This window comes from Natronorubrum aibiense (genome assembly GCF_009392895.1).
Lineage (GTDB): Archaea > Halobacteriota > Halobacteria > Halobacteriales > Natrialbaceae > Natronorubrum > Natronorubrum aibiense.
In genome coordinates, this window is record NZ_CP045488.1 from 2,389,766 (window position 1) to 2,414,794 (window position 25,029).

The following is a 25,029-nucleotide window of genomic DNA, read 5'->3' on the forward strand; positions in this document are numbered from 1 at the left end:
GTTCGCTGGGCATCCAGTCTCGCTATCGAGGTGGTCGACCGGGACCACCGCTTCGGAGCCACGCCTTGACGAGTTCGTTTACGTTGTAGAAGATGATCCCGACGGTGAGCAGGGTCGTCGTCAGGTAGATCACGAATCCGGGCGGGCCGCCCACTGTCGCCCCGAGTATGCCGCCAGTGATCCCGACGACGGTGAGTTCGATCCACGTCACCAGAATCCGCGACCCCAGCCGCGGTGGTGACGACTCCTGTGCGTCCGACCCGTGCCTCGAGCGCTCGTCGGGCGGTTGGGCAGTGGCCTCGAGACCCGTCGATCGACCATCATCGGGGTCGATATCGCCATTTTCGCCGTCACCGTTTATCCGCATCAGTACGACTCACCCGCTTCGATCGGACCGCTGAACGCCGAGTAGAGGACGCCGAAGTAGACGAAGACCAGCGGTAACAGGATCGCCGCCCCGATCGACATCAGATTCAGCGGGAGTGTCGAAACGATCGCCGTCTCGACCGTCAGCCCGCCGGCGCGATCGATGGCCGGATACATGAGTCCGGCGACGATGCCGACCAGCGCGAAGACGAGTCCCGCGGCGGCACCGAACGCCACGTAGTAGCGGTCTTCCTTCGTCGCCACGGCGTAGACTACGGCGAGGACGAGCGTCGCGAGGACGAGCGCGGCAACCGGGACCGAAAACAGGGACGAGCGCAGCGCAGGCACCCCAGCGTAGACGTAGCCGAGCGTCAGGACGATCAGGCCGAGATACGCGCCGAGCGCTCGGTAGCCGTCCGTCTGGAGATCCGCGCGCAGGTCACCCCGCGTTTTCACTCGGAGGAAGGCGACGCCGTCGACGACGGTCAGGGCGACGACGGCGAGGCCAACGACGACGCCCGGCAGCGTCACGATCGTCGTTGCGCCGAGCAGCCAGTTCGCCGTGAACATGCCCAGAAAGAACGGGGCCGTGAGGCTGCCGACGACGAATGCTCGCCCCCACCAGCGCTGCCACGCCTCGTCGTGGCGCTGTTCGTACATCTCGGGGGCGAGCCCGCGAACGATGAGCGCGCCCAGAATGGCGAACATCAGCAGGTAGTAGCGACTGAACAGGTTGGCGTAGACGGCCGGAAACGCCGCAAACAGCGTGCCGCCGAAGACGACGAGCCACACCTCGTTGCCGTCCCAGAACGGGCCGATCGCGGACAGTAACTGCTCGCGCTCGTCGGCGTCGTCGCGCAGCGCGAACAGCGCGCCGACGCCGAAATCGAAGCCGTCGAGAAACAGGAACATCCCGAAGATGAAAAACACGAGTCCAAACCAGAGGTCAGAAAGTGGCAGACCGAACAGTGGCTCGGCCGCGAGCGTCGCGGGCATCGTGAGTTCAGTCATCGGTACCGGCCTCCGACGTGGGCGTCTCCGGTGACTCCTGTCTCGAGGCCCCGTCTACGTCCGGCGGTCCGGCGCGGATGATCCGGACGATGACGTACGTATAGAGGACGAGTAAGCCGAGGTAGACGACGGCGAATCCGGCGAGCGTCGCCGTCGCTTCGGCGGCCGTCAGCCCCGGCGAGACGCCGTCGCTCGTCCGTAAGACGTCCTGGATGACCCACGGCTGTCGCCCGACCTCCGTGACGATCCAACCCAGCTCGACCGCGAGGATGCCGAGCGGCGTCGACGCCATCAGCGCCTTGTGGAGCAGGTCGTCCTCGAGGAGGTCACCTGTCCACCAGCGGTAGCCGCCCCAGACGGCGAGCAGGATGAACCAAAAGCCGAGCGCGACCATGATCCGGAACGCCCAGAAGACGATCGCGACGGGAGGCTGGGGACCAGGGAACTCCTCTAACCCCCGAATCGTCGCCTGCGGGTCGCCGTGGCTGGCGAGCCACGACGCGCCGCCGGGGATACCGATGCCGAAGATGTTCTTGGCCCGCGGATTCAGCAGGTCCTCGAGACTCGTCGGGAACGCGACGATGTATTCGGGGACGTAGGAGTCAGTCTCCCAGACGGCTTCCATCGCGGCGAACTTCTGAGGTTGGGTCTGGAAGACGTGCTGGGCGTACAGGTCGCCGTGGATCACCTGCAGCGGCGCGGTGATCAGCAGCGCGACGAGGCCGAACTTGAGCGTCGTCTCCCAGAATCGGACGTTTTCGACCGGGTACCCCCACACGTAGTGTCTGAAAACGAAGTAGGCACCGAGGCCGGCCATAAACAGCGCGACGGACTCGACCGCGGCGTTTTGCATGTGGACGAACATCCACGGGAAGCGGGGGTTCGCGTAGGCGGCGACCGGATCGACCAACTGGACGATCGTCTGGCCGTTCTCCGTGGCCAGTTCGTACCCCCGTGGCGTCTGCATCCACGAGTTGGCGATGAGAATCCAGACAGCAGAGAGCCACGTGCCGAGGCCGACGGCGACCGCCGAAATCATATATAGTACGTTCCCGACGCGCTCGCGACCGAAGACGAAAATGCCGAGGAACGTCGCCTCGAGCATGAACGCCATCATTCCCTCGAGCGCGAGCGGGCCGCCGAACAGTTCGCCGGCGGTCGTCGAGAACGCCGCGAAGTTGGTGCCGAACTCGAACTCGAGGACGAGCCCCGTCACGGTGCCGACGACGAAACTGACGGCGAAGATCCGCGTCCAGAACCGGCGTAGCTGCTCGTAGATGGCTTTCCCGGTTCGAATGTCTTTCCACGTGAAGTAGATCAAAAACGGTGCGAGCCCCATGCTCATCACTGGGAAAATAATGTGGACGATGGTCGTGAGGGCAAACTGGAGGCGACTGCCGGTGACTGGGTCGATCATGTACGTAGTTCGTCAGGTACCTGTGAGCGATGCTACCCCAAACCGGTGAATTGATTTCGGTAATCCATACGGGAGAACGAAAGGTAATGTTTGCGGTGCGACCGTCGAAAGGCCGGATGCTCCGGTTCGGGCCACCGCGTTCGGCCGGTGACGGGTCGACCCGTCACACAGCGCGTGGCGACCGTCACCGCTCGTGTCGGTCCGATACGTTCCCGCCCACTGCACCGGCGATGGTCAGCATGAAGCCCAATCCGCGCCGCACGTCAGGATCTCGGAGGGCACGCACCAACTCGCGGATTCCGACCGGCTCTGCTGGTTCGCTGCCGGCCTCGCCAACGGCCTCGAGCACCGATCCGAGCGTGCGAGCGACGTCGTCGTCGGACGCTGTGTCGGCCAACTCGCCGAGGCTGGTGCCGGTCGCTGCGAGTTCGGTTATCATCTCGTCGTCCAGCGCCGACGAGGCGAGCGCGGCGACGTCCGAAAGCGCCACCAGATCGTCGAGCGTTCCGGACCGCTGCAGGCGAGCGATGGTCTCGATCGCGTCGGCCAGTTCGTCGGCGTTCTCGCCGGTGGCCTCGCCGAGTCGTGCGACTTCGTCGGTCGCGAGTCCGTCCGCCGCCGCGCCGAGGTTCGTCGCCGTGCCCGACAGTTCCTGGATCATTCGGTCGTCCATCGCAGCCGTCGCGAGATCCGCGGTGTCGAGCAGGTCGTTGACGACGTCGAGTCGCTCGAGGAACCGGGCGACTTCCTCGGGGTTCTCGGCGACGACGTCCTCGAGGGTCGGGTCACCGTCGTCTCGCTCGGGAACGGATTCGGTGTCAGACATTTAGAGTAACCCCCGTGCGGTCAGCCAGTAGGATTCGTTGTAGCCGAGTTTCGCCCAGTGGAGCGGTTTCGAGGGCTCGCGCACGTACGGCTCCTCGCCGTACGTGAACTCGATGAACGTCGCCTCGTCCATGCCGGCCTCGAGGAAGCAGACAGTCTTGCCGTCGTACGTTGCCGTCGGCACCGTCCCGCGGGCGCGACTGGCGATTCGGTCGGCGACGACGCCCGCCTCGTAGTGGGCGACGCTGCCGGCCTTGCTCGTCGGCACGTCCGCGACGTCACCGATCGCGTAGACGTTCTCGGCCGCGGTCGCCTCGAGGGTGTGCTTGTCAACGTCGACCCAGCCGTCATCGCCCAGTCCCGCGTCGATCACGAGGTCGCTGCCCGCGTGGGGCGGGATGGCGACGAGCAGGTCGTAGTCCAGTTCGGTGCCTTCGACGGTCTCGATGACCTCGTTGTCGGGGTCGATCTCCTCGACGTTGAAGAACGTCTCGAGGGTAACGTCACGTTCCTCGAACAGGTCGGTCGCCCAGTCGGCGATCGACTCGAGGCCGTGGGCGCGGTTGATCGGGTACGTGTAGGTGATCTCGACGTCCTCGCGCCGTCCCTGTTCGCGGAGCCAGTCGTCGACCATCAGCGTGAACTCGACGGGCGCGGCCGGGCACATATGTGGGACGCCGACGACGCTCAGTACGAGGTGGCCTTCGGTGAACTCTGCGAGCTCGTCCCGGAGGCGTTCGGCTCCCTCGGGACCGTAGAAGTGGTGGCCACCGTCGGCGAGTCCGGGGACGGCCTCGGGCTCGAGGTTCGCGCCGGTGGCGAGTACGAGTTGGTCGTAGCCGAGGACCGAGCTATCGGCGAACGCCAACTTCTGTCTGTCCGTGTCGATGTCGATAACGCGGCCGATCGTGAGGTCGACACGACGGTCGACCAACTCGTCGATCGGCCGTTTCGCGTCGTCGACCGTCTTCTTCCCGAACGGCACGTACAGGAAGGTCGGCTTGTAGACGTGGTTCGGATCGGCCGTGATCAGCGTGAGGTCTACCTCGCCGGCCTCGAGTTCCGACTGTAGTTCGTCCGCGAGCCGATTCGCGAGTACTGTGCCACCCGTTCCGCCGCCGACGATCGCGATTCGATGCATGCTCAGTTAACCTCGATGTAGAGACTCCAGTGGTCGTCGCGCGATTCGATCTCGAGTAAGTCGTGACCGGCCTCCTCGAGCCACTCCGGGACGTCCGTCGTGGAGTTGCGTTCGGTGGTCTGGAGTTCGACGACGGTGCCGGCCTCGAGCGTTTTCACCTTTCCGATGAGGTCCATCAGCGGGCCGGGACACGCCGCATCGCGTGAGTCGATCGTAACGTCTGGTTCGATAGTTGCTGTCATTGTAGTCACCCTTGCAGTTGCAACGTCCGTCGGCGCTGTGCGAACTCCTCCTCGGAGAGCTCTCCGCGTGCATAGCGCTCGCGGAGTTCGACGAGCGCCGGATCCGATCGGTCGGTGTGATCGTGCACTCGCTCGTCTCGCTGGGGTCGGTCGTCCCGACCGCGGCCCACGGCCCAGGCGGCCACGAGCGCGAGCACGCCGAGAAGCACGACCGGCCAGAGGACCATCCAACCGCCGACCGGCCCCCAACCGCCCATCGCCCCGCCAGCACCGCCGTGACCCTGCGCCGTCACCGCTGTACTCGCAGCGACGAGGAGGACGGCACCACTCGCCGTGGCGCGTCCGACATACCGTCCGAGTAGGTCGCGTGGTTGCAACATGGTTCGATCACAATTGAAACACGGTATTGTATAATCAAACCACTACCGCAAAATTCCCCTAATCAGGAATGGCCGAAGCATATATCCGTGATGACGTAGTCTTGAGTGAAACGTCGGCTCGCTCGAGTTCGAGCAGACGAGCGGCCAATCTCCCAACAAACGCTGGACAGCGTCGATAGTTCGATCAATACAACGGTACTTCCGCTGGCGTTCGCGATCGTTCTCGAGCCGTTCCTCGCGGCCATCGCGAGTGGTACTCGATCGCCCCATGCCGTATCGCGCTGCGTGGCGTGACCGTTTCACCGGCCCAATATTGTTCGCCACACACACAATTATTATAGTTGCTGAGTCCGTACGGTCGGGTGATGAGCGACTCTGCAGACGACGAACGGCAACGGATCCGTGAGCAGAAAAAACAGGAGTTGCGCGAACGCCTCGAGAACGGTGGCAGCGTCGGCGGCCCCGACGCCCAGCAAGCGGCGACGCCGTCCGACCCGATCAGCATTCGGGGTGCCGACCACCTCGAGTCCGTCGTCAGCGACCACGACGTCGTCCTCGTGGACTGCTATGCCGACTGGTGTGGACCCTGTCAGATGCTCGAGCCGACGGTGAAGGCGCTGGCCGCAGAAACCGACGCCGCGGTCGCGAAAGTCGACATCGACGCCAACCAGAGGCTCGCCCAGCAACTGGGCGCGCGCAGCGTCCCGACGCTGCTCCTCTACGCCAACGGCCAGCCCGTCGAGCGCATGGTCGGCGTGCAGGATAAGGCGACGCTCAAAGGACTCATCGACCAACACAGCTGAGATCGTACGACAGCCGAGAGACGGCACCCGAACTGACGACGACTCCACACTACTTCACCCATGACCGACGACTGGAAACGGACGCTCGAGACGCAACGCGCCGAGAAAGACCAGTACTTCGCCAACGATCCCCACTCGCCGATTCCGCCGGCCGAACGCGAGTCGATCGACGGACTCGAGTACTACCCGACCGACGGCGACTACCGGTTCGAGCTTCCGCTCTCCGAGTACGACGATCCGGAACGAGTCGTCGTTGGGACGAGCACAGACGGCGAGCGCGAGTACCTGCGCTGGGGCGAGTTCCGGTTCACCGTCGACGGTGAGGACGTCACCGTCCAAGCGTACAAATCCGAGCCGGGCGACGACCGGCTCTGGGTGCCGTTTCGCGACGCGACCAGCGGTGAGGCAACCTATGGCGCGGGTCGGTACCTCGATTTAGAGCCCGGCACCCACCGGACGGCCGACGGGAAGTGGATCCTCGATTTCAACGAAGCGTACAACCCCACGTGTGCGTACTCGGACCAATACGACTGCCCACTTCCGCCGATGGAAAACTGGCTCGAGGTCCCGATCGAAGCCGGCGAAAAGACGTTTCACTGATTCCGGAAGCGTGGTCACTCGTCTTTGAGGTACGTCTGTTCGAATACGCGGACACTCTCGTCGGTTCCCGCGACGATGATCTCGTCACTCGGTTCGAGCTCGAACGTCTCTGGATCGAACTCCGCGGTCAGCTCTCCATCGCGGACGACGACGAGGACGGTACAGCCGGTCTTTTCCCAGACGTCGGCGCCGGCGAAGGTGCGACCCGCCAGCCGACCAACGGGGAGTCTGACGACGTTGATCTGCTTGTCGAACGCCAGCACCGATTCGTCCTCGAAGATCGTCGACGCCAGCATGCGGCCGCTGACGGTCGCCAGCGACTGGACGTAGGCCGCGCCTGCACGGTACAGTTTCACCTCGCTTTCGGGTTCGTTCGCCCGCACGATCACGTCGACGTCGGAGTTCAGATCGCTCGCGATCAGCGTCGTGAAAATCGCGGTCGTGTCGTCGTTGAGGGTGACGATCACGGCCGAGGCGTCTTCGATCCCGGCCTCGAGGAAGGTCTCCGGCTTTCTGGCATCGCCCACGACGTCGACATCCGCTTTCTCCTGGCGATCGATCACCGTTACTTCGGTGCCCGTGTCGTCGAGGACGTCGGCCGCAGCTGCCCCCGCCTCGCCGTAGCCGGCGACGAGGACGCGCTGGCGCGAAAACGTCCGAACCGAGGACGTCGCCTCCTCGCGCAGGGCCTCGATCCGCGCCGGGTCTCCAGCGACGAGCAGCCGAACGTCGTCGTCCAGTTCGAGTTCCGGGTCGATCGGGCTCTCGAACTCGCCATCGACCCAGACGCCGACGATATCGACGGCGAATCGATCTCGAAGCTGTACCTCGCTCGCGGTTCGATTGCAGAGGTCGCTTCCGGATTCGATCGAGAGCTCGACCAGTTCCAGATCGTTCCCGATTTCGATACCGTCGTCGACCGTCGTCGTAACCGCAGTCGGGACCTGCCGAGCCAGACTCTCTCCCAGTAGTTGCCGCGGTGAGAGCACGCTGTCGGCCCCCGCAATTCGGTGGTACTCCGCGAGAGCGACGTCTTCGACGAGCGTCACCGTCGTGACGTCCGGGTTCACTTCCCGCGCCGAAAGGACGATGCTCGCGCTACTCTCGTCCGAGCTGTCCGCAACGAGCGCCATCGCCCGATCGACCCCCGCGTTCTCGAGCACCTCGACGGACTCCGGGTCGCCGTGGACGACCCGGTGGCCGTCCTCGTGGAGGCGCGTCGCCAGTTCGTCGTCGGACTCGACGATAACGTAGGCTCGGCCTCGGGACTCAAGTTCCTCGATGAACGTCTCGCCGCGGGAGGTGTACTCGCAGATGACGACGTGGTCGTCGACATCCGTCACCGCCGTCGGTGCCGTAGGAGAAAGCGCGTTCCGCAGCCATGGCACCGCGAACACGTCCGCGGCGGTGAGGATCAGTCCGATGCCGGCCAGTTGCATCCCGATCATCAACAGGTTCATCTGCGGGGTCTGCCACGGTGCGTCCTCACCGTAACCCGTCGTTGTGTACGTCTGGAAGACGATCTCGAGCGAGCGATACAGGGGCTGTGGCCGTCCTTCCCACGTCGACATTCCGTAGTTGTACAGGAGCGTAAAGAAGACGGTCGTCACCGCCACCAGCGCCAGATAGTAGCCGGTCCGCCGGGACTTCCACAGTGACATACTGACACGTCTAGCCGGTTCGGTGTTGACGTTACCGGTCGTCACCCCGGCAGAAATAGGTTGAGGGCGGCGACGACGATACCTGCAAGTCCCATCCGGATGCCGGCGACGATCCAGTTCTGTTTCGAGATCGACCCGAGATACGCGCCGAACGTAAACAGGACGACGACGCCGACGGCGATCCCGACGAGCGTCGCCTCGAGCAGCGTAAAGAGGACATCGTGGGCGAGAAACGGGAGCAACGGCAGAATAATGCCGATTAACGGCCCGATACCGCTCGCGACTGCGTTGATCTTTCGCGCCCCTGTTCGTCGCTGTTGAACCGTCGTCTCGTCTAACTCGGTCAGCATGGCCTGCTCGATCCGCAGCAGTTCGGCCTGTTTCTCGGCGCGTTCGATCTCCCAGACGCTCCAGACGCCCGAAGTGCCGAGCCCGACGGCCGCGCCGAGGCCGATGGTGACGACGGTGATACCCTCGGTCACGCCCGACAGATACGCGCCGACGATGATCCCGATGCTCGTCAGCGTGCCGTCGAACCCGTTCGAGATGAAGTAGCGCCGAGAAATCGACCGGACGTCCTCGTCCGCGAGGAGAGTGTGAAGCGACGGCATATGCCCTAGCGGTCCTGTGGCGTCGCGCTCTGTTCGACAAGTCGCTCGCCACAGACGACCTGATCGATCGAATGGACCGTCCCGCCGAGGTCGACGACGGTCTCTTCGATGGCCGCCGCCTCGAGGTCGTCGCCCTCGATCGTGAGTTTGAGATTCTGGACCGCCCGATCGGTTTCGACGAGCACGGCGTTGACGCCCTCGACGCCCGAACAGCCGGCGACGGCGTCGGCGAACTCGAGGATATCGGGGTCGTGTGGCTTCATGACGTCGAGAACGAGCCGTCGTATCGGGGCACTCATGTTACGTACCGTCTCGGGCGAACGCCTTAGTGACGAGGGCGATTCGCGTCCGACGAGATCGGCAGTCGACCTGCCAGCCCGGCGAGCGAACGCTCCCGTATTCCCACCCGCTCGTCACCGATGCCGTCGTTTGACGAACGCGGCGACTGCGAGATAGCCGGGCAGACAGACGGCGAGGACGACCGCGATGAGTCCCCAGTCAGCCAGTTCGAGCGGGATCGTCCCGAAGTACTGGTTGAGCGGCGTATACAGCACCGCGAGCTGGAGTGCGATTGACATCGCGACGGCGACCGTCAGCCACGGGTTCGACAGCGCCGGCGTCTCGTGGAGCCAGCGGATGACGTAGAGGCCGACGAGTTCGAGGAAGACGAACGACGTGAACACCATCGTCATTGTATACGGCGTGACCGACGCGGCTCCCTCGAGCGTGTAGAACATGAGCGCGAGCAGGACGACCGTGGTCACAGTCCCGATGCCGGCGATCAGTGTGAGTATCTGCCGACCGATGATTCCCTGGTCACGGTCGCGCGGGGGCCGATCCATCACGTCGCCGCTTGCGGGATCTGCGCCCAGCGCCAGCGCCGGCAGCCCGTCGGTGAGCAGGTTGATCCACAGCAACTGGACGGCGGGCAGGATGAGATAGCCGTACAGCGAGGCGATGAAAACGATCGCCACCTCGGCAACGTTCGCGGTGAGCAGGTAGGCGACGAACTTCCAGATGTTGTCGAATATCGCTCGCCCGCGCTCGATCGCGCGCTCGATCGTCGCGTAGTTGTCGTCGAGCAGGACCATATCCGAGGCTTGTCTGGCGACGTCCGTGCCGCGAATCCCCATCGCGACGCCGATGTCGGCGTTTTTCAGCGCGGGCGCATCGTTGACGCCGTCGCCAGTCATCGCGACGTCGTGGCCTCGGTCCTGTAGCGCCCGCAGGATTCGTACCTTGTGTTCCGGCGACGTCCGCGCGAAGACGTCGACCGAGGCGACCCGCTCGCGCAGCGTCTGCTCGTCCATCCGTTCGATCTCTCTGCCCTCGAGTACGGCGCTCCCGAACCCGAGCGATTCGCCGATCGCCCGCGCCGTCCGGACGTTGTCGCCGGTCACCATCTTCACGTCGATGCCAGCGCGTATCGTCGCCGCGATCGCGTCGGCGACCTCCGTTCGCGGTGGGTCGATCATCCCGGACAACCCGACGAACGTCAGCCCGTCGTTGAGGTCGTCGGCATCGGCAGGCTCGTCGCGGTAGGCCATCGCGAGCACGCGCAACGCGTCGTCGCCGAACGCCTGCACTGTCTCCTCGATCCGAGCGCGGCGGTCGTCCGTCAACTCGACGGGGCCATCGTCGGTCAGAATCCGATCGCAGTTCTCGACGACGACCTCCGGTGCGCCCTTGACGTAGCCGACGTCGTCGTGGACGGTTCCCATCCACTTGCGCTCGGAGGAAAAGGGGATCTCGTCCGTCCGCGGCTTCTCGGCCCGGCGCTTTTCGATGTCGATTCCGCGGTTCGCTGCGGCCTCGAGTAACGCCTGTTCGGTCGGATCGCCGTCCTCGAGCGTCGAATCGTTACAGCACACGCCGATCTCGAGGAGCAGGTCCTCTCGGTCGGAGCGCGTCGTGGGCTCGTCGGTAGCCGACTCGAGATCGACGACGGCGTCGTTCAGCCAGAGTTTGCTGACGGTCATCTGGCCTTTCGTGAGCGTCCCGGTCTTGTCCGTACAGACGACGTCGACGGCACCGAGCGCCTCGACCGCGGGGAGCCGACGGACCAGTGCGTTCTCGGCCGACATCCGGCGAACGCCGAGCGCGAGCGTGAGCGTGACCACCGCGGGCAGCCCCTCCGGAATCGCCGCGACGGCCAGCGACACCGCGGTCAGCGCGGCCTGAAGCGCCGACGTTCCACGGAAGAGCAACAGCGGCGCGACCAGCGCCGAGAGGACGAGCACGCCGAGTCCGAGGGTCCGACCCAACTGGTCGAGTTCGTCCTGCAGCGGCGTGCGCGTCTCCTCGGTCCCGGCGAGTTCGTGGGCGATCGCCCCGACCGCCGTCTCCATGCCCGTGTCGGTGACGACGGCACGGCCCTTCCCACGGGTGACGTTCGTGCCCTTGTAGACCATCCCCTCCCGCTCCGCCAGCGGTGCCTCGGACTCGACCGTCGCCGTCGACTTCGAAACCGGGACGCTCTCGCCGGTCAGCGCTGCCTCGTCGACCTCGAGGTCGGACGCCTCGAGCAGCCGGGCGTCGGCGGGGACGACGTCGCCGCCGCGGAACACGACGACGTCACCGGGGATGAGTTCGGTCGCGGCGATCTCGCGCGTGTCGCCGTCTCGGCGGACCGTGGCCGTCGGCGCGGCGAGTTCCCGAAGCGCCTCGAGGCTCCGCTCGGCCCGAAAGTCCTGGATAAAGCCGAAGATCCCGTTTGCCACGACGATGATCGCGATCAGGATCGCGTCGACGGCGTTCCCGGCCCAGATCGAGAGGGCGGCCGCAGCGATCAGGACCCAGATCAGGACGCTGTCGAACTGCGCGATGAAGATTTCGGCCGGCGATCGGCCGCCGCCCCGGACGATATCGTTCTCGCCGTAGGTCTCGAGTCGACGCCGTGCCTCCTCGCTCGTCAGTCCGTCGGGGTTCGCGTCGAGGTCCTCGAGGATGTGCTCGGGCGGCCGCTCGTGTGGCGAGGCTGCCATTATTCCGCCTTTCACTGTGGATACCTATAGGCGTACACCCCGGAATCGTGGTCCGATGGCGAGCAGGACACATCGGTGGCCGACAGAATCCATCTCGAGCGATGGGCGCAATTCGGTCGCGATCGACACGACTGCAGCCGAGTTGAAGACAAAGTGATTACTCGCTCCACTCCGAAGTGGCAACCGAGTGAACGGGATCGAAATCGGAGTTCGGTTGATCGCTGGTGTCGGCCTCATCCTCGCGAACGCCTTTTTCGTCGCCATCGAGTTCGCGCTCACCCGTGTCAGGCAGTACCCCGAGTCGACGTTCGACGAACCCGGCCTCCGCCGGGCCTGGGAGATGACCGACGACCTCGAAATCTATCTCACGAGCTGTCAGGTCGGCATTAGCGCGACGAGCATCGCCGTCGGCATCGTCGCCGAACCGGCACTCGCCGTGCTCGTCGCACCCGTCTTCGAGAACACGGCGCTCGCCTCCGCAGGTGCGGGCGCAGTCGTCGCATTCGTCATCATCAACCTCCTGCATCTCACCCACGGCGAACAGACGCCGACCTACCTCGGCGTCGAGCGGACGAAGCTCGTTGCCCGGTACGGCGCGACACCGCTGTACTGGTATGCTGCACTGCTCCGGCCCGTGATCTGGTTCGGCGACGCTGTCGCGAAGTGGACGCTCCGACGCTTCGGGATCGAGATGACTGGCGCGTGGCTCGAGACCGAGGCAGAAATCATCGAGACACGCGCCGATCTCCGGCGGAAACTCGGCTCGGTCCTCGAGCAAGGTGACCTCCCGCGGGAACGTCGAGAGGAGATCCTCAACGCGCTCGTCGTCGGCGAAGAACTGGTCAGCGACGCTATGACTGACGTCGAGGACGTGACCTTCCTTTCGACGACGGCGTCCGTGGAAGACAATCTGGATCGGATCGGCTCAAGTCCGCACACGCGGTTTCCGCTGATCGATGGCGAGCCCGAGGCGTTCGTCGGTATCGTCTACGTCCCCACGGTCGTTGACTGCATCGACGACCTCCGCGATGGGACGGTGACGTTCGAGGATCTCGCAACGCCGCCGATGACGCTTTCGGCCGACACGCCAGTCAGCGACGCCATCGACGCGTTACAGGCCGAACAGCAGGAACTCACGCTCGTCGAGGACGACGGCGACGTCGTCGGTCTGCTGACGGTTACGGACGCCCTCGAGGCGCTGGTCGGGGCGTTCGAGGATCCGCTCGAGACGGACGATCTCCTGTCGGAGCGCGTCGGTGGGTGACGCTCGCGGACGGACACCTGATCGACGCCGTTCCCTCGTTCGTCTCGCCCGTCTCGCTGTCGAATCGCCGACAACAAACGTATACCACTCCTCGCCGAACTCGAAACCATGTACAATTTCGTTCTCGTTCCCGTCGATGGCAGCGACTCGTCGATAGCAGCCCTCGAGCACGCCGTCGAGATTGCAGCCGACCACGGGGCGACCGTCCACCTCCTCTACGTCGCCGACACGAACACGCCCAGTCTCGCTCGACAGGGGACGACCGTCGTCGATACGCTCGAGCAAGAAGGCGAAGACGTCCTCGCGGAGGCCCGGTCCGTGGCCGAGGAACAGGGCGTGCCCATCATGAGCGACGTCATCCAGGGCGATCCGCGCAAGGTCATCCTCAAGACCGCCGATTCCGGGCCCGTCGATCTCATCGTCATGGGAACGCACGGCCGACGCCGACTCGGGGAGTACGTCCTCGGGAGCGTCACGGAAGGCGTCATCAACGAAACCGAGATGCCGGTGGTGACGGTTCGGGCGGCCGATGACGTGACGCCATCGTATCCCTACGATGGGATCTGTATCCCCACGGATGGCAGCGACCACGCGGCGGCCGCGGTTCGACTCGGTGGCGAACTCGCAGCCCACCACGACGCGACGGTCCACCTGCTCACCATCGTCGACACGCCCGCACTGGGGATCGCCGACGGGACCGTCTCGATCACCGACCAACTCGAGGAACGGGCCCGCGAGATCCTCACCGAAGCCTCGGCGATCGCGTCGGACGCGGGTGCCGAGGACGTCGTCACGACGGTCGAATCGGGCTCAGTGACGCGAGAGATCGAGTCGGCCGCAGACGCAGACGGTGTCGATCTCGTCGTCATGGGGACCCACGGGCGGGTCGGTCTCGATCAGCGACTGCTCGGCTCGACGACCGAACGGGTGATTCGGACGGCCCCGACGCCCGTGTTGACGACGACCGCACCTGCCGTCGACGACGAGTGAGACGGACAGTAGACCGTCACTGTCTCCGATCGCGGGGCCGCTTCCGCTGGCGATTTATACGATGGGTTCGAACGGTGACAGATAGATGTCCCTCCTCGAGAATCTCGTCTTAGTGTTCGTCGCCGGGTTCATCACGGCGCTGGCGACCGGGATCGGTGCGCTGCCGTTTTTCTTTTTCGACGCGATCAACGACCGAACCAACGTCGTGCTCTGGGGGCTCTCGTCTGGGATCATGGTCTCCGCGTCGGTGTTCGGCCTCATCGAGGAGGGGTTGGCCGAAGGGACGATGGGCCAGATCGCCGTCGGGATGGCCGCCGGCATCCTCCTCGTCGTCGTCGCCCACGACGTTCTCACGGACGCCGAGATCGATCCGCGCGACTACGAGGAAGCAGACTTCAAGAAACTCGTGCTCATCTTGGGCATTTTGACCGTCCACAGCTTTCCCGAAGGGATCGCCGTCGGCGTCTCGTTTGCGGATCTCGGCCTCGAGGGCGGCGTGGCGTTTCTTGGCTTTACCGTCCCGCTGCTTGCGATCTTCATGACGGTCGCGATCTCGATTCACAACATTCCCGAAGGCACCGCGATCTCGATTCCGCTGCGATCGATGGGCGTCTCCGAGTGGAAAATGGTCTGGTGGGCGGTCTTCTCGAGTCTGCCACAGCCACTCGGCGCGGTCATCGCCTTCGCCTTCGTCAGCGTCGCACGGGAGTTCCTGCCCTACGGCTTTGGCTTCGCCGCGGGGGCGATGATCTACCTCGTGCTCACCGAGTTCATCCCGGAGGCGCTCGATCTCGGCGAGGGGTTACCGAAGGGCGGGAAGCCGGAACTCGTGGGCGGCATCGTCCTCGGCGTGGCGATCATGGTGCCGCTGGCGTTCATCTGACCGCGATCACAACAACTCCACGGCGTACATCGAACCGTAGCCAAGCCCGAGTGCCAATACGAGCGAGCCAGCCCAGGCGGCGACCGTCAGTCCGAGTTTCCGGGGGCTGACACCGCTTCCGCCGCCGACCGCGAGGCCGCTGCCGATGATCGCGCTGACGATAATCTCGTTGAACGATACCGGCACACCGAGTAAGACCGCGGTCTGGGCGATCAGAAACGAAGGGACGAGCGTCGCGATCGATCGGCGCGGCCCCAGCGAGGCGTACTCCTGGGATAACGACTTGATCATCCGCGGCGCGCCGGTCCACGAGCCGACGAGAATTCCGACGCCGCCCCCGAGCAGGATCGCGATCGGCGAGACCATCGATAGCTCGTCGAGCAGCGGGAGCAGCGGGCCGACGGCCAATCCGACCTGACTCGCCCCCGCGGAAAACGCGACGAATCCGCCGAGTGTGAGCAGGAACCGACGCAGCCCGCCCGACTTATCCCGGGCGACGTCCCAGTGGACGCCGAGCGCCGCCAGCAGCGCAACAGCGAACGAGACCACCGCGCCGGCGACGGTGCCGTCGATCGGTAACGCCATGCTCCCTGCGGCCGCGAGCGTCCCGCCGACCGACGCGAGGAACGCGAACTCGAGATTCGCGACGACCGCGCCGACGACTGCCGCAAGCACTGGAACGCTGAGCCGTTCCGGGACGTCCGGACGCGGGAGAACGCTCGCGATCCCGTACGCGATCGCGCCGCCGACGAACGGGGTGAGAACCCACATCGCGCCAATTTCGGTGTACTTCGCCCACGCTGGCTCGCCGCCGATCGCGAGTCCGACGCCGATCACCGCGCCGGTGACGGTAAAGGCGGTCGCGATCGGGTAGCCGGTCGAAATGCCGATCGCCATCAATCCGGCCCCGATCAGCAGCGCGACGATGACGCCGGTCGGCGGGAGACTGACCCCGTGGATCAGCCCCCGACCGACGGCATCGGAGACGCTCGCACCCTGTGTGACCGCGCCGGCGAACCCGAGAACCCCGACGATAAACGCCGCGCGCATCGTCGAGATCGCGTTCGCGCCAACGGCCGGTGCGAACGGAGTCGCGCCGCTCGAGCCAGCCCCGATCACCCAGGCCATGAACAGACTCGAGACGGCGGCGAGGCTAAACAGCAGTATCGTTGTTGGGTCCATAAGTCGTGTACAAAAACGCGTTCAAACAGCGGTTCGTGGGGCGGGAGTCGAAGTCACGGGGTTAGTCAGCACCCGCGGGCGTGGTTTCGGACGCGGCACGCTGGCTCCGCCAGTACCCCTGGATGTAGGCGCCGGCGAACATGCCGACGAGCGCCCAGAGGATCGTGAAATTGCCGATCCCGAGGCTGGCGTAGGCCGCGCCGGGACAGATCCCCGAGAGGCCCCAGCCGACGCCGAAGATCGCGCCGCCGATGAGAACGTTGCGATCGAACGACTTCAGCCGCCGGCCGTAGGCCCTGCCCGTCAGCGGCGCGCGGTCGCCAACCCGAGGCATGATCGCGAACGCGATCCCGGTGACGATCGCCGCGCCGAACATGACGAACAGCAACCCGAAGTCGTCGAACTGGAGGAAATCCAGCACGACTTCCGGGCGAGCCATGTGGCTGAAGCCGAGCCCGAAGCCGAAGATCAGGCCGCCGACGAAGATCAGCGGCATGAACAGAGGGTGGCGATTGCCGCTCACGGGTCGTCACCTCCCCGTTCGCTATCTCGAGACGCAAGCGTCTCGCAACTCATATTACGGACTCACCCCCATGGCCTGGACCAGCTGTGCCGTCACGATCGCGACCAGCAGGAACGTCATCACGCCGACGATCGACGTCTTCGACGCCGAGCCGACGCCACAGACGCCGTGGCCGGACGTACAGCCCTTGCCGATACGGGTCCCGATGCCGACGAAGACACCGCCGAGCAGGAGCCGCCAGGGCTGGACGTCGGTCGTCCACGTGCCACCCTGCCAGAAGACGGCGTAGACGGCCGCCCCGAGGATGATCCCCAGCGTGAACACGATCCGCCAGTCCCGCGAACTGCGGTACTGCTGGAACCGGGACTGGTCGGAGACGTACGACAGCGTCGACTCGAGGAACGTACTCGCGCCGGCGGGAATGCCCGTCCCCATGTAGATTACTACCGCTCCGAGACCGACGAGCAGCCCCCCGACGGCGTACCGAAATATCCCGTTGGGGAACAGCTCGGCGGTCAACGCGAGCGGAACGAGTTCTGTGAACATTCAGTATCAGATCACGTGGTTCAGTCGTCCGCCAGCGAGTCCTGGCTGGCAGCGCAGTTGTTCGGGCCGAGCTCGAGTTCGAAGGCCTCGTCGTCGTCGGCCTGCTGCTGGCCGAGGTTCGTCGGGATAATATCCTCGTAGTTCGCCGGGCGAGGCGGCATGTCCGAGAGGATCAGCTCGACGAACTCGTCCTCGTCCATCGTCAGCGCGGCCATCTCTTCTTTGAGCTGGCCAACCGGAGCGGTGTAGGTCCCGTCTTCGGCAGGCTCGGCGGCGTCGCTGAAGTGAGCACCACCGATGAGGGTGTCGTCGGATTGCGTGAGGACGCGCTCCTGAAGGCTCTCGTAGAGCAGGCTAGCGGCTTCGGGTGCACCGTCGTCGCCTTCTTCCAGGTCGGGACGGGCGACGCTCTCGATGAACAGCCCGTCACCGGTCGCGAGCAGCGAGCCGTCGATCAGGTACGAAGTCATCCCGGAGGTGTGCCCGGGCGTGTAGACCGTCTCGATCGTGACGTCGCCGACTTGGAACTCGTCGCCGTCCGCGGCGAGGGTCATCTCGTCGGCGTAGGTGACGCCACGGTCGACCGAGGCCTCGGGGATAACGCCTTCGACGCCGACGGCGTCTAGGGCGCGAACGCCCGAGATGTGGTCTGCGTGGATGTGCGTGTCGATCGCGTACTTCAGCTCGACACCGAGCTCGTCGGCGTCGTTGAGGTAGCGGTCGGTGAACGCACGCAGCGGATCGATCACGGCTGCCTCACCGTCGTCGTAGACGAAGTAGCCCAGACAGCCCGAGGATGGGCGCTGGTACTGGAGCAGCGTGCCGGCGCCGTCGTAGCCGGCGACCTCGACGGCCTCGTAGATCCGCGCCCAGCCGTTCATCCCGTCTTCTAAGTGGTGAACGTCGTAGCCACGCTCAGCGAGCGTCCCGGCGACGTACTCGCTTGCGCCACCTTTCGCACAGAGGACGGTGATCTCGCGGTCCTCCGGAATCTGCTGGAGGACGTGGGCGTCGATGTCGTCCTCGAGGAACTCGAAGTACGGGACGTTGATCGACTCGACGTTCTCGCCGTCGATTCGCCACTCGTCGTAGTCGCTTTCCATGCGCGCGTCGAGGATCGTGACCTCGTCGCCCGCGTCGATTCGTGCTTTCAGTTCGTCAGGGGTCACCGATTCGACCGGTTCGTCCGGGGTTGGAAAGTCCATGTCGGCCATGTTGTACAGTTCCCTGTACCGGCTGCGTCCACTTAAGAGTTTGTATAGTATTTCCCTTATCGCACAATACGGCTTGTTCGAGAGGAAGTGATTCACTCTAGTTCATACGCATATACGCGCTTACGCACGTTTCTGGTGCGAATTTTCGCTCATCCGCTGAACCACAGCTGTTCGTAGAAAGCACAATAATCGATATCCTTTTATAGCCGTAGCCAATATTGTGTAATAGCTCCAATACAGAGCACAGAGATAACCTATGAGTTCGGAATACGACACCACAGAGACGCTCGACGTGAAAGGACAGTCCTGCCCAATGCCCATCGTGAAGACGAAACAGGCCATCGACGGCCTCGAGGCCGGCGACGTCCTCGAAGTCGTCGCGACGGACTCGGGCAGCATGAGCGACATTCAGGGCTGGGCGGAAGGAACGGATGGCGTCGAACTCCTCGATCAGGTCGAGGGCGACGAGATCTACACCCACTACGTGAAGAAAACGGCGTAACATGAGTACGGACAACACCACGCCATCGGCCGACGGCACCATCGACGCCGACGAGGTACAGGCGCTCCAAGAGCGCATCGACGAGCTCGAGCAGTCGCTGGCCGAGTTGGACGACGGCGACGACCAGAAGAAGATGACGATCGTCGCGACCCAGGGCAGCTTCGATATGGCTTACCCGCCGCTGATCCTCGCGAGCACGGCGGCCGCCTTCGGCTGGGACGTCGTCGTCTTCCACACGTTCTGGGGCCTTGACATCCTCCACGAAGAGAAATCGAAGAACCTCAAGCTCTCCGCCGTCGGCAACCCGAACATGCCGATGCCGAACGCGCTCGCTGCGCTCCCCGGTATGGACTCGATGGCGACGAAGATGATGCGAAAGAAGATCGACGAGAACGGCACCGCCACCATCGAGGAACTGATCGACCTCTCGCTCGATCAGGGCGTCGACCTGCAGGCCTGTCAGATGACCATCGAACTGATGGAGTACGACGAGGACGACTTCTACGATGGTGTGACGACGGGTGTCGGCGCAGCAACCGCCCTCCAGCACATGGCCGAATCCGACGTCCAACTGCTGGTCTAAGCCACAGCTATGCTCTCACGCGACATCGGAACCGCGTCCCCGGACGAACGACCGACGGCACAGCCCCCAAGTCTGCGCGTCGTCGAAATCGTCGCCGATGCCGACGACGTCGACCCTGTCGACCTCGAGCCGCCCCTGTACGATGTTGTCGATACGACGGCGCTGGATCGGCTCTTCGAACCGACCGGCTCCGAGACGACCGCCCGCCGTGGACAGGTCTCGTTTCGCTACCGCGGCTACGACGTGACGGTCCACTCGAGCGGCCGTATCGACCTCGAGTAACGCGCGAGTACTTGTTTCTTCACGCGCTCGAGAGCCACCTCGAGACTGATGTATAGTAACAACTGAAACGATTTACACACGCATCGCACAACCGTCATGCGATGCGGTGTGCATTGACGTTCAGTGGCTACTATCGTACCGACCTTCGAGCGCCAGTCGAGTGTGACTCCCGACCAATTACTAGTATTGTGAATTGTGCGAAATACTTTACTGGGGTGCGAGCATAGTTCCAAATATGACAGATCCGTTTGTCGTTATCGGCGGAGACGCAGCCGGAATGAGCGCCGCAAGCAAGGCCAAACGCGAGGATCCGGATCGGGACGTACTCGTGTTCGAAAAGGGGAAGTGGGTCTCGTATGCGGCCTGCGGGATGCCCTATTATATCAAGGGTGAGGTCGACGAACTCGACAATCTCGTCGCCGTCACTCCAGAGGAGTTCCGCGAGCAACGCGACGTCGATCTCCGAACCGGTCACGAGGTCGTCGCGATCGATCCCGACGCGAAGACCGTCACCGTCGAGGCCGACGACGAACGCTTCGAGCAGTCCTACGGCGACCTGCTGATCGGCACCGGCGCACGCGCCATCGAACCTCCGTTCGACGGGATCGATCTCGAGGGCGTGTTCACCCTCCGAAGCATGGACGAAGCCGAGGCGATCGAAGACTACGTCGACACCAACGGGCCCGCAACCGCGGCGATCGTCGGCGGCGGTTACGTCGGCGTCGAGATGGCCGAAGCGCTCACTGAGCGAGGCGTCGAGGTCTCCATCTTCGAGATGCTTCCCCAGACGCTCCAGCCATTCGGCGAGGAGACCGCCGCGGTCGTCGAAGACCACCTCCGCGAGCAGGGCGTCGATCTGCACCTCGAGACCGCCGTCCAGGGCTTCGCCGGTCGCGATCACGTCGAGTCGGTCGAACTCGAAGACGACTCGGTGTCGGCAGATCTCGTTATCGTCGGTGTCGGCGTCGCGCCGAACGTCGAACTCGCCGAGGAGGCGGGGATCAAACTCGGCCCGACGGGCGCTATCGCGACCGACGAGTACGGTCGCACGAACCTCGAGGACGTCTACGCCGCCGGTGACTGTGCCGAGGCGACGAACGTCGTCACCGGCGAACCCGATCACGTGCCGCTCGCGCTGACGGCAAACCGGGCCGGCCGAGCGATCGGGACGACCGTCGCGGGCGAGCCTACGAAGACCGGCGGCACCGCCGGCACGGCGATCGTCAAAGCGTTCGAATTGGGTGCCGCCCGGACCGGCGTCATCGATTCGGAACGCGCACGCGAAGCCGGCTTCGACCCCGTCTCCGTCACCATCGACGCCGAGACGCGCCCGCACTACTACCCCGGTGCGACCGAACTCACCGTCACGCTCGTCGCCGACCGAGAGAGCGAGCGCGTCCTCGGTGCCAGCCTCGTCGGTCGTGAGGGTGCAAAACGGATCGATACGGTCGCGACCGCAGTCGACGCTGGGCTGACTGTCGAGGAACTGCAGAACCTCGATCTGGCCTACGCGCCGCCGTTTAGTCCCGTCTGGGACCCGATCCTGACCGCCGCGAAAGTGCTGCAGGGCAAACTCGAGTAACGCCCTCGCGACCCACTAACGGTCACAGAGCAGTGTGGCCGGCGCGGCGGGCCACACCGCTCCACAATCGGAAAAACGTCGTAAAGACGTCTCTTTCGCTCGGAAACCCCACGTATTCTGATCTCATTCGGATGCCGTGAGGTTTAAGCGGCCATCATCCGCCTATCCGGATATGAAAGCCACCGCCATGGCCCACCCGATTCAGGGGTTGGTGAAGTATCACGGGATGCGAGACGACATCAAACGACTGCCGTACCACGACAGTATCAGCCTCTGTACGGCGCCAAGCCACACGCGAACGACCGTCGAGTTCTCGATGGACTACGACGAGGACACGTTCGTCGTCGACGGCGAGGAACTCGACGGTCGGGCCTACGAGCGGGTCGAAGCCGTCGTCGAAAAGGCGCGACAGAAATCCGATGCTGCCCACACCGTCTACCCCGTCCGCCTCGAGAGCGAGAACAGTTTTCCCTCGAACGTCGGGCTGGGCTCCTCCTCGTCCGGCTTCGCGGCCGCCGCGATGGCGCTGGCCGAAGCGGCTGAACTCGACGCCTCGCGCCGGGAAGTCTCGACGATCGCCCGCGTCGGCTCGGCCTCCTCCGCTCGAGCCGTCACCGGCGCGTTCTCGCAGCTCTATACCGGCCTCAACGACGAGGACTGTCACTCCGAGCGGATCCCATCCGATCTTCACGAGGACTTAAAGATCGTCGTCGGCCTCGTCCCGTACCACAAAGAGACCGAAGACGCCCACCGCGAGGCTGCCGACAGCCACATGTTCCAGGCGCGCAACGCCCACATCCACGGTCAGATCGCCGAGATGCGCGACGCGCTGCGAAACAACGACTTCGACCGCGCGTTCGAACTCGCCGAGATGGACTCGCTGTCGCTCGCTGCGACCACGATGACCGGCCCGTCGGGGTGGGTTTACTGGCAACCGGCCACGCTGAAGATCTTCAACCGCGTCCGTCAGCTTCGTGAGGAGGAAGATATCCCGGTCTACTTCTCGACCGACACCGGCGCCAGCGTCTACGTCAACACGACCGACGAGTACGCCGAGCGCGTCGAGGAAGAAGTCGCTGACTGCGGCGTCTCGACGACCATCTGGGACGTCGGTGGCCCCGCCCAACTGCTCGACGACCACCTGTTCTAACCGCCTCGGGACACAACGTCGAGGGTCTCTTCCGCGATTTGGGACGCCGTGCTCCGATCGACGATTTGCTCGAGCAACTGAACGTCTTGGTTTGGCAACAGTAACTTTTTGGTATCTGTTAGCAATCGTCGTGTATGGTCGCAGAACAGTTCACCGCGGCGGCCGCACAGGTGGAACCGGTCTATCACGACAAGGACGCGACGCTCGACAAGACGTGTCGGTGGATCGAGAAGGCGGGCACGCAGGATGTCGACGTCGTCGTCTTCCCGGAGACGTTCTTCCCCGGCTACCCCTACTGGCGAGGAAGTTCGATCGCCCGCTGGATCGATCTCATGGTCGACCTACAAAAAACAGCCTCTCGGTCGAGGACGACGCCCTCGAGGTACTCGGCGACGCGATCGACGACGTGAACTGCCACGTCGTTCTGGGGACGAACGAACGATCCGAGCGGCCGGGGAGCGAGACACTGTACAACTCGCTGTTTTATTTCGATCGCTCGGGCGAGTTGGTGCGTCGCCACCGGAAGCTCATGCCGACCCACGGCGAGTGAACGATCTGGGGCCGGGGCGATCCGTCGACGCTCGACACGCACGAGACCGACATCGGGCGGATGGGCGGGCTCATCTGCTACGAAAATCACATGACCCTGCTGAAGGGCGCACTCGCCGCGATGGGCGAGGAGATTCACCCCGCCGTCTGGCCGGGGTTCTGGGAACAGCACGGCCACCCCGGCGACAAATCGAAGGCGACGGATCGGTCGGCGATCGAAACCTGCGATCAGTACCCCGCGATGCGCGAGTACGCCTTCGAAACCCAGTCGTTCGTCATCTCGAGTTCGGCCTACATGAGCGACGAGATGCTCGGGCGCGTGATGGACGACGTCGACTTCAACATCGCTGCCGGTGGGAGTATGCTCATCAACCCGGCCGGGATCGTCAAAGCCGGGCCGGCAATCGGCGAAGAGACGCTGCTCACCGCCGAGTTCGACCGCGACGAACGCCGCGCGACGAAGGCGTACTTCGATTCTGTCGGCCACTACACCCGATGGGACGCAGTCAATCTGAACGTTCGAGACACCGAGTTAGCGCCGTTTGAGGGCGAACAGGCCAGCGAGACACCCCCCACGCCGAGTCCAGCCGCGATCGAAGAGATCGCGACCGAACACGACCTCCCGGTCGACACCATCGAGTCCATCGTCGACTCGTTGCACTCGTCGTAAACTCGTTCAGGTCCAACGGTCCAGCCCTGTCTGTGTGACGCTCTCCTCGATGCGTTCGAAGCCGCGCTCGACCTCGCCGGCGTCGACGCCCCACTCGTCGGTGACGTACGCCCGCGCGGCCTCGAGATCCGGCTCGAGCGTCGTCTCGAACTCGTAGTCGTCGGTCACGTTCGGATCGCGGAACAGCTGTCGCACGCGGTCGCCGTACTCGACGCTGTCGCCGCGGGCTTCGAGCACACTCCAGAGGTCGCCGTGCTCGGTGATCTCGGAAATCGCCGTCTTGGGGCCGATTCCGTGCACACCGTCATTGAAGTCGGTCCCGATGAGGATCGCCGCGTCGATCAGTTGCTCCAAGGTGAGGTCGTGGTACTCGAGCGTGGCCTCGAGGTCCATCAGTTCCGGGTTGCCCTTGCTCGTGAGTTGGCGCAGGGTCAGCGGCGCGCCAAACAACAGCGCGTCGTAGTCCTCTGAGCCGACGTAGTCGGCGTCGCCGCGTCGGGCCATATGGGCGGCCTGAGCCTCGCCCTCCGCCGGCGCTTCGACGATCGGGACGTCGAGCAGTCGGAGCAGTTCCCGGCTGGTCTCCTGAATCGTCGGCGTCAGCCGCTGCGTTCGGGACTCGAGTTGGGCGATCGCGACCTCGTCACCCTCCTCGCGGGCGACCTCGAGTTGGTCCTCGTAGCTCTCGCGTTGTTCGCGACGGGAGGCGATTTCGTCGGCTTTGAGATCGGCGGGACCGCCGTCGAAGACCATCACCGGCGTAATGTCGTGTTCGAAGAATTTGGGAAGGCCTTGGATGATTCCGACGAGGTTTGCGACTTCAGTGCCGTCGGCGGTGGTGTATTTCGAACTGTTCGTCCACTTGACCGTCGTCGTCAGATACCGGTAGAGCCAGTTGTGCGCGTCGACGGCGACGACACCCTCGAGGTCGTCGAATGGAATCTCTTCGATGACGGCGATATCGCGTAGCGCAGCGTTTCCCATTGGCGACATTTGGGCCGACTGGGATTTGAATCGTTGGCTTCCCGGCCGAGGACTGGTTCGAGCGGGAAATATTCATCAGCTCGC

At 64.4% G+C, this 25,029-nt stretch carries 29 protein-coding genes; 13 read left to right on the top strand and 16 right to left on the bottom strand.

Translation table 11 applies throughout. The features are described from left to right. Nucleotides 1–22 precede the first annotated feature (22 nt). The 7 genes from GCU68_RS21630 to GCU68_RS11750 form a co-directional block, all read right to left on the bottom strand. A complete protein-coding gene (locus tag GCU68_RS21630) occupies nt 23–367 on the bottom strand; it encodes a hypothetical protein (protein WP_227014842.1) in 345 nt (114 codons plus the stop codon). Beyond that, nucleotides 367–1,377: a cytochrome d ubiquinol oxidase subunit II gene (locus GCU68_RS11725; RefSeq protein WP_152941824.1), complete on the bottom strand. Its 1,011-nt coding sequence runs from the start codon at nt 1,375–1,377 to the stop codon at nt 367–369. Before GCU68_RS11725 ends, GCU68_RS21630 begins: the two co-directional genes overlap by 1 nt. Beyond that, nucleotides 1,370–2,794: a cytochrome ubiquinol oxidase subunit I gene (locus GCU68_RS11730; RefSeq protein ID WP_152941826.1), complete on the bottom strand. Its 1,425-nt coding sequence runs from the start codon at nt 2,792–2,794 to the stop codon at nt 1,370–1,372. The genes GCU68_RS11725 and GCU68_RS11730 overlap by 8 nt, the downstream gene beginning before the upstream one ends. Before the next feature lie 184 nt (nt 2,795–2,978). Then, nucleotides 2,979–3,620 carry a DUF1641 domain-containing protein gene (locus GCU68_RS11735; RefSeq protein WP_152941828.1) on the bottom strand — a complete coding sequence of 214 codons (642 nt, stop codon included), beginning with the start codon at nt 3,618–3,620 and terminating at the stop codon, nt 2,979–2,981. Further along, a complete protein-coding gene (locus tag GCU68_RS11740; RefSeq protein WP_152941830.1) occupies nt 3,621–4,760 on the bottom strand; it encodes an NAD(P)/FAD-dependent oxidoreductase in 1,140 nt (379 codons plus the stop codon). 2 nt (nt 4,761–4,762) lie between these two features. Continuing rightward, a complete protein-coding gene (locus tag GCU68_RS11745) occupies nt 4,763–5,002 on the bottom strand; it encodes a sulfurtransferase TusA family protein (protein ID WP_152941832.1) in 240 nt (79 codons plus the stop codon). 5 nt (nt 5,003–5,007) lie between these two features. After that, on the bottom strand, nt 5,008–5,382 hold the full coding sequence (locus GCU68_RS11750) for an SHOCT domain-containing protein (RefSeq protein WP_152941834.1): 375 nt from the start codon (nt 5,380–5,382) through the stop codon (nt 5,008–5,010). A 365-nt stretch (nt 5,383–5,747) separates the two neighbouring features. Here GCU68_RS11750 and trxA point away from each other — a divergent pair, with 365 nt between their 5' ends. Then, nucleotides 5,748–6,185, top strand: coding sequence for a thioredoxin (trxA, locus tag GCU68_RS11755; protein ID WP_152941836.1), 438 nt, complete (start codon nt 5,748–5,750; stop codon nt 6,183–6,185). A 60-nt stretch (nt 6,186–6,245) separates the two neighbouring features. After that, complete coding sequence (locus tag GCU68_RS11760) at nt 6,246–6,785, top strand: DUF1684 domain-containing protein (protein ID WP_152941838.1); 540 nt, start codon at nt 6,246–6,248, stop codon at nt 6,783–6,785. A gap of 14 nt (nt 6,786–6,799) precedes the next feature. On the opposite strand, the gene GCU68_RS11765 is transcribed toward GCU68_RS11760, so the two are convergent. The 4 genes from GCU68_RS11765 to GCU68_RS11780 all read right to left on the bottom strand — a co-directional run bounded on the left by GCU68_RS11765 (nt 6,800) and on the right by GCU68_RS11780 (nt 12,041). Next, nucleotides 6,800–8,446 (bottom strand): potassium channel family protein, encoded by a 1,647-nt coding sequence (locus tag GCU68_RS11765; protein WP_152941840.1) that lies wholly within the window; start codon nt 8,444–8,446, stop codon nt 6,800–6,802. Nucleotides 8,447–8,487: 41 nt separating this feature from the next. Continuing rightward, the gene (locus GCU68_RS11770; RefSeq protein ID WP_152941842.1) at nt 8,488–9,057 is read right to left on the bottom strand and encodes a VIT1/CCC1 transporter family protein; all 570 of its coding nucleotides are present in this window, start codon (nt 9,055–9,057) and stop codon (nt 8,488–8,490) included. 5 nt (nt 9,058–9,062) lie between these two features. Beyond that, a complete protein-coding gene (locus GCU68_RS11775; protein ID WP_152941844.1) occupies nt 9,063–9,356 on the bottom strand; it encodes a DUF211 domain-containing protein in 294 nt (97 codons plus the stop codon). Nucleotides 9,357–9,470: 114 nt separating this feature from the next. Beyond that, the gene (locus GCU68_RS11780) at nt 9,471–12,041 is read right to left on the bottom strand and encodes a calcium-translocating P-type ATPase, PMCA-type (protein ID WP_152941846.1); all 2,571 of its coding nucleotides are present in this window, start codon (nt 12,039–12,041) and stop codon (nt 9,471–9,473) included. 187 nt (nt 12,042–12,228) lie between these two features. Here GCU68_RS11780 and GCU68_RS11785 point away from each other — a divergent pair, with 187 nt between their 5' ends. From GCU68_RS11785 to GCU68_RS11795, 3 genes are all read left to right on the top strand, one after another. Further along, on the top strand, nt 12,229–13,305 hold the full coding sequence (locus tag GCU68_RS11785) for a CNNM domain-containing protein (RefSeq protein ID WP_152941848.1): 1,077 nt from the start codon (nt 12,229–12,231) through the stop codon (nt 13,303–13,305). Nucleotides 13,306–13,413: 108 nt separating this feature from the next. Then, nucleotides 13,414–14,295, top strand: coding sequence for a universal stress protein (locus GCU68_RS11790; RefSeq protein ID WP_152941850.1), 882 nt, complete (start codon nt 13,414–13,416; stop codon nt 14,293–14,295). 85 nt (nt 14,296–14,380) lie between these two features. Further along, a complete protein-coding gene (locus GCU68_RS11795) occupies nt 14,381–15,178 on the top strand; it encodes a ZIP family metal transporter (RefSeq protein ID WP_152941851.1) in 798 nt (265 codons plus the stop codon). A gap of 6 nt (nt 15,179–15,184) precedes the next feature. On the opposite strand, the gene GCU68_RS11800 is transcribed toward GCU68_RS11795, so the two are convergent. The 4 genes from GCU68_RS11800 to GCU68_RS11815 all read right to left on the bottom strand — a co-directional run bounded on the left by GCU68_RS11800 (nt 15,185) and on the right by GCU68_RS11815 (nt 18,643). Further along, nucleotides 15,185–16,360, bottom strand: a complete 1,176-nt coding sequence (locus tag GCU68_RS11800; protein ID WP_152941853.1) for an inorganic phosphate transporter — start codon at nt 16,358–16,360, stop codon at nt 15,185–15,187. Nucleotides 16,361–16,421: 61 nt separating this feature from the next. Next, nucleotides 16,422–16,883: a YeeE/YedE family protein gene (locus GCU68_RS11805; RefSeq protein WP_227014844.1), complete on the bottom strand. Its 462-nt coding sequence runs from the start codon at nt 16,881–16,883 to the stop codon at nt 16,422–16,424. Between the two features lie 54 nt (nt 16,884–16,937). After that, nucleotides 16,938–17,429 (bottom strand): YeeE/YedE family protein, encoded by a 492-nt coding sequence (locus tag GCU68_RS11810; protein WP_152941855.1) that lies wholly within the window; start codon nt 17,427–17,429, stop codon nt 16,938–16,940. Nucleotides 17,430–17,449: 20 nt separating this feature from the next. Then, a complete protein-coding gene (locus GCU68_RS11815; RefSeq protein WP_152941857.1) occupies nt 17,450–18,643 on the bottom strand; it encodes an MBL fold metallo-hydrolase in 1,194 nt (397 codons plus the stop codon). A 256-nt stretch (nt 18,644–18,899) separates the two neighbouring features. On the opposite strand from GCU68_RS11815, the gene GCU68_RS11820 reads away from it, so the two are divergent. From GCU68_RS11820 to GCU68_RS21645, 8 genes are all read left to right on the top strand, one after another. Further along, nucleotides 18,900–19,145 carry a sulfurtransferase TusA family protein gene (locus GCU68_RS11820; RefSeq protein WP_152941859.1) on the top strand — a complete coding sequence of 82 codons (246 nt, stop codon included), beginning with the start codon at nt 18,900–18,902 and terminating at the stop codon, nt 19,143–19,145. 1 nt (nt 19,146) lies between these two features. Further along, entirely contained in the window at nt 19,147–19,728 is a 582-nt protein-coding gene (locus tag GCU68_RS11825) for a DsrE/DsrF/DrsH-like family protein (RefSeq protein WP_152941861.1), read from the top strand. Between the two features lie 9 nt (nt 19,729–19,737). Then, nucleotides 19,738–20,010 (top strand): HalOD1 output domain-containing protein, encoded by a 273-nt coding sequence (locus GCU68_RS11830; protein WP_152941863.1) that lies wholly within the window; start codon nt 19,738–19,740, stop codon nt 20,008–20,010. A 235-nt stretch (nt 20,011–20,245) separates the two neighbouring features. Continuing rightward, nucleotides 20,246–21,592, top strand: a complete 1,347-nt coding sequence (locus tag GCU68_RS11840) for an FAD-dependent oxidoreductase (protein ID WP_152941867.1) — start codon at nt 20,246–20,248, stop codon at nt 21,590–21,592. A 172-nt stretch (nt 21,593–21,764) separates the two neighbouring features. After that, nucleotides 21,765–22,742, top strand: coding sequence for a phosphomevalonate decarboxylase MvaD (gene mvaD / locus GCU68_RS11845; protein WP_152941869.1), 978 nt, complete (start codon nt 21,765–21,767; stop codon nt 22,740–22,742). A 134-nt stretch (nt 22,743–22,876) separates the two neighbouring features. Continuing rightward, nucleotides 22,877–23,152 carry a nitrilase-related carbon-nitrogen hydrolase gene (locus GCU68_RS21635; protein WP_227014846.1) on the top strand — a complete coding sequence of 92 codons (276 nt, stop codon included), beginning with the start codon at nt 22,877–22,879 and terminating at the stop codon, nt 23,150–23,152. After that, on the top strand, nt 23,149–23,292 hold the full coding sequence (locus GCU68_RS21640) for a nitrilase-related carbon-nitrogen hydrolase (protein WP_227014848.1): 144 nt from the start codon (nt 23,149–23,151) through the stop codon (nt 23,290–23,292). Before GCU68_RS21635 ends, GCU68_RS21640 begins: the two co-directional genes overlap by 4 nt. A gap of 60 nt (nt 23,293–23,352) precedes the next feature. Then, nucleotides 23,353–23,961, top strand: coding sequence for a nitrilase-related carbon-nitrogen hydrolase (locus tag GCU68_RS21645; protein WP_264373459.1), 609 nt, complete (start codon nt 23,353–23,355; stop codon nt 23,959–23,961). 6 nt (nt 23,962–23,967) lie between these two features. Here GCU68_RS21645 and fen read toward each other — a convergent pair whose 3' ends face one another. Then, nucleotides 23,968–24,945, bottom strand: coding sequence for a flap endonuclease-1 (gene fen, locus GCU68_RS11855; RefSeq protein ID WP_152941871.1), 978 nt, complete (start codon nt 24,943–24,945; stop codon nt 23,968–23,970). Nucleotides 24,946–25,029: the final 84 nt, after the last annotated feature.

Bases quoted from the DNA above. Each gene is read 5' to 3' on its own strand.
- GCU68_RS11765 (WP_152941840.1), bottom strand. From the start codon at position 8,446: ATGTCACTGTGGAAGTCCCGGCGGACCGGCTACTATCTGGCGCTGGTG.
- GCU68_RS11825 (WP_152941861.1), top strand. From the start codon at position 19,147: ATGAGTACGGACAACACCACGCCATCGGCCGACGGCACCATCGACGCC.
- GCU68_RS11840 (WP_152941867.1), top strand. From the start codon at position 20,246: ATGACAGATCCGTTTGTCGTTATCGGCGGAGACGCAGCCGGAATGAGC.
- GCU68_RS11770 (WP_152941842.1), bottom strand. From the start codon at position 9,057: ATGCCGTCGCTTCACACTCTCCTCGCGGACGAGGACGTCCGGTCGATT.
- GCU68_RS11735 (WP_152941828.1), bottom strand. From the start codon at position 3,620: ATGTCTGACACCGAATCCGTTCCCGAGCGAGACGACGGTGACCCGACC.
- GCU68_RS11725 (WP_152941824.1), bottom strand. From the start codon at position 1,377: ATGACTGAACTCACGATGCCCGCGACGCTCGCGGCCGAGCCACTGTTC.
- GCU68_RS11750 (WP_152941834.1), bottom strand. From the start codon at position 5,382: ATGTTGCAACCACGCGACCTACTCGGACGGTATGTCGGACGCGCCACG.
- GCU68_RS11800 (WP_152941853.1), bottom strand. From the start codon at position 16,360: ATGGACCCAACAACGATACTGCTGTTTAGCCTCGCCGCCGTCTCGAGT.
- GCU68_RS21630 (WP_227014842.1), bottom strand. From the start codon at position 367: ATGCGGATAAACGGTGACGGCGAAAATGGCGATATCGACCCCGATGAT.
- mvaD (WP_152941869.1), top strand. From the start codon at position 21,765: ATGAAAGCCACCGCCATGGCCCACCCGATTCAGGGGTTGGTGAAGTAT.
- GCU68_RS21635 (WP_227014846.1), top strand. From the start codon at position 22,877: ATGGTCGCAGAACAGTTCACCGCGGCGGCCGCACAGGTGGAACCGGTC.
- GCU68_RS11745 (WP_152941832.1), bottom strand. From the start codon at position 5,002: ATGACAGCAACTATCGAACCAGACGTTACGATCGACTCACGCGATGCG.
- GCU68_RS11795 (WP_152941851.1), top strand. From the start codon at position 14,381: ATGTCCCTCCTCGAGAATCTCGTCTTAGTGTTCGTCGCCGGGTTCATC.
- fen (WP_152941871.1), bottom strand. From the start codon at position 24,945: ATGGGAAACGCTGCGCTACGCGATATCGCCGTCATCGAAGAGATTCCA.
- GCU68_RS11760 (WP_152941838.1), top strand. From the start codon at position 6,246: ATGACCGACGACTGGAAACGGACGCTCGAGACGCAACGCGCCGAGAAA.
- GCU68_RS11810 (WP_152941855.1), bottom strand. From the start codon at position 17,429: ATGTTCACAGAACTCGTTCCGCTCGCGTTGACCGCCGAGCTGTTCCCC.
- trxA (WP_152941836.1), top strand. From the start codon at position 5,748: ATGAGCGACTCTGCAGACGACGAACGGCAACGGATCCGTGAGCAGAAA.
- GCU68_RS11830 (WP_152941863.1), top strand. From the start codon at position 19,738: ATGCTCTCACGCGACATCGGAACCGCGTCCCCGGACGAACGACCGACG.
- GCU68_RS11820 (WP_152941859.1), top strand. From the start codon at position 18,900: ATGAGTTCGGAATACGACACCACAGAGACGCTCGACGTGAAAGGACAG.
- GCU68_RS21645 (WP_264373459.1), top strand. From the start codon at position 23,353: ATGGGCGGGCTCATCTGCTACGAAAATCACATGACCCTGCTGAAGGGC.
- GCU68_RS11730 (WP_152941826.1), bottom strand. From the start codon at position 2,794: ATGATCGACCCAGTCACCGGCAGTCGCCTCCAGTTTGCCCTCACGACC.
- GCU68_RS11815 (WP_152941857.1), bottom strand. From the start codon at position 18,643: ATGGCCGACATGGACTTTCCAACCCCGGACGAACCGGTCGAATCGGTG.
- GCU68_RS11790 (WP_152941850.1), top strand. From the start codon at position 13,414: ATGTACAATTTCGTTCTCGTTCCCGTCGATGGCAGCGACTCGTCGATA.
- GCU68_RS11740 (WP_152941830.1), bottom strand. From the start codon at position 4,760: ATGCATCGAATCGCGATCGTCGGCGGCGGAACGGGTGGCACAGTACTC.
- GCU68_RS11780 (WP_152941846.1), bottom strand. From the start codon at position 12,041: ATGGCAGCCTCGCCACACGAGCGGCCGCCCGAGCACATCCTCGAGGAC.
- GCU68_RS11775 (WP_152941844.1), bottom strand. From the start codon at position 9,356: ATGAGTGCCCCGATACGACGGCTCGTTCTCGACGTCATGAAGCCACAC.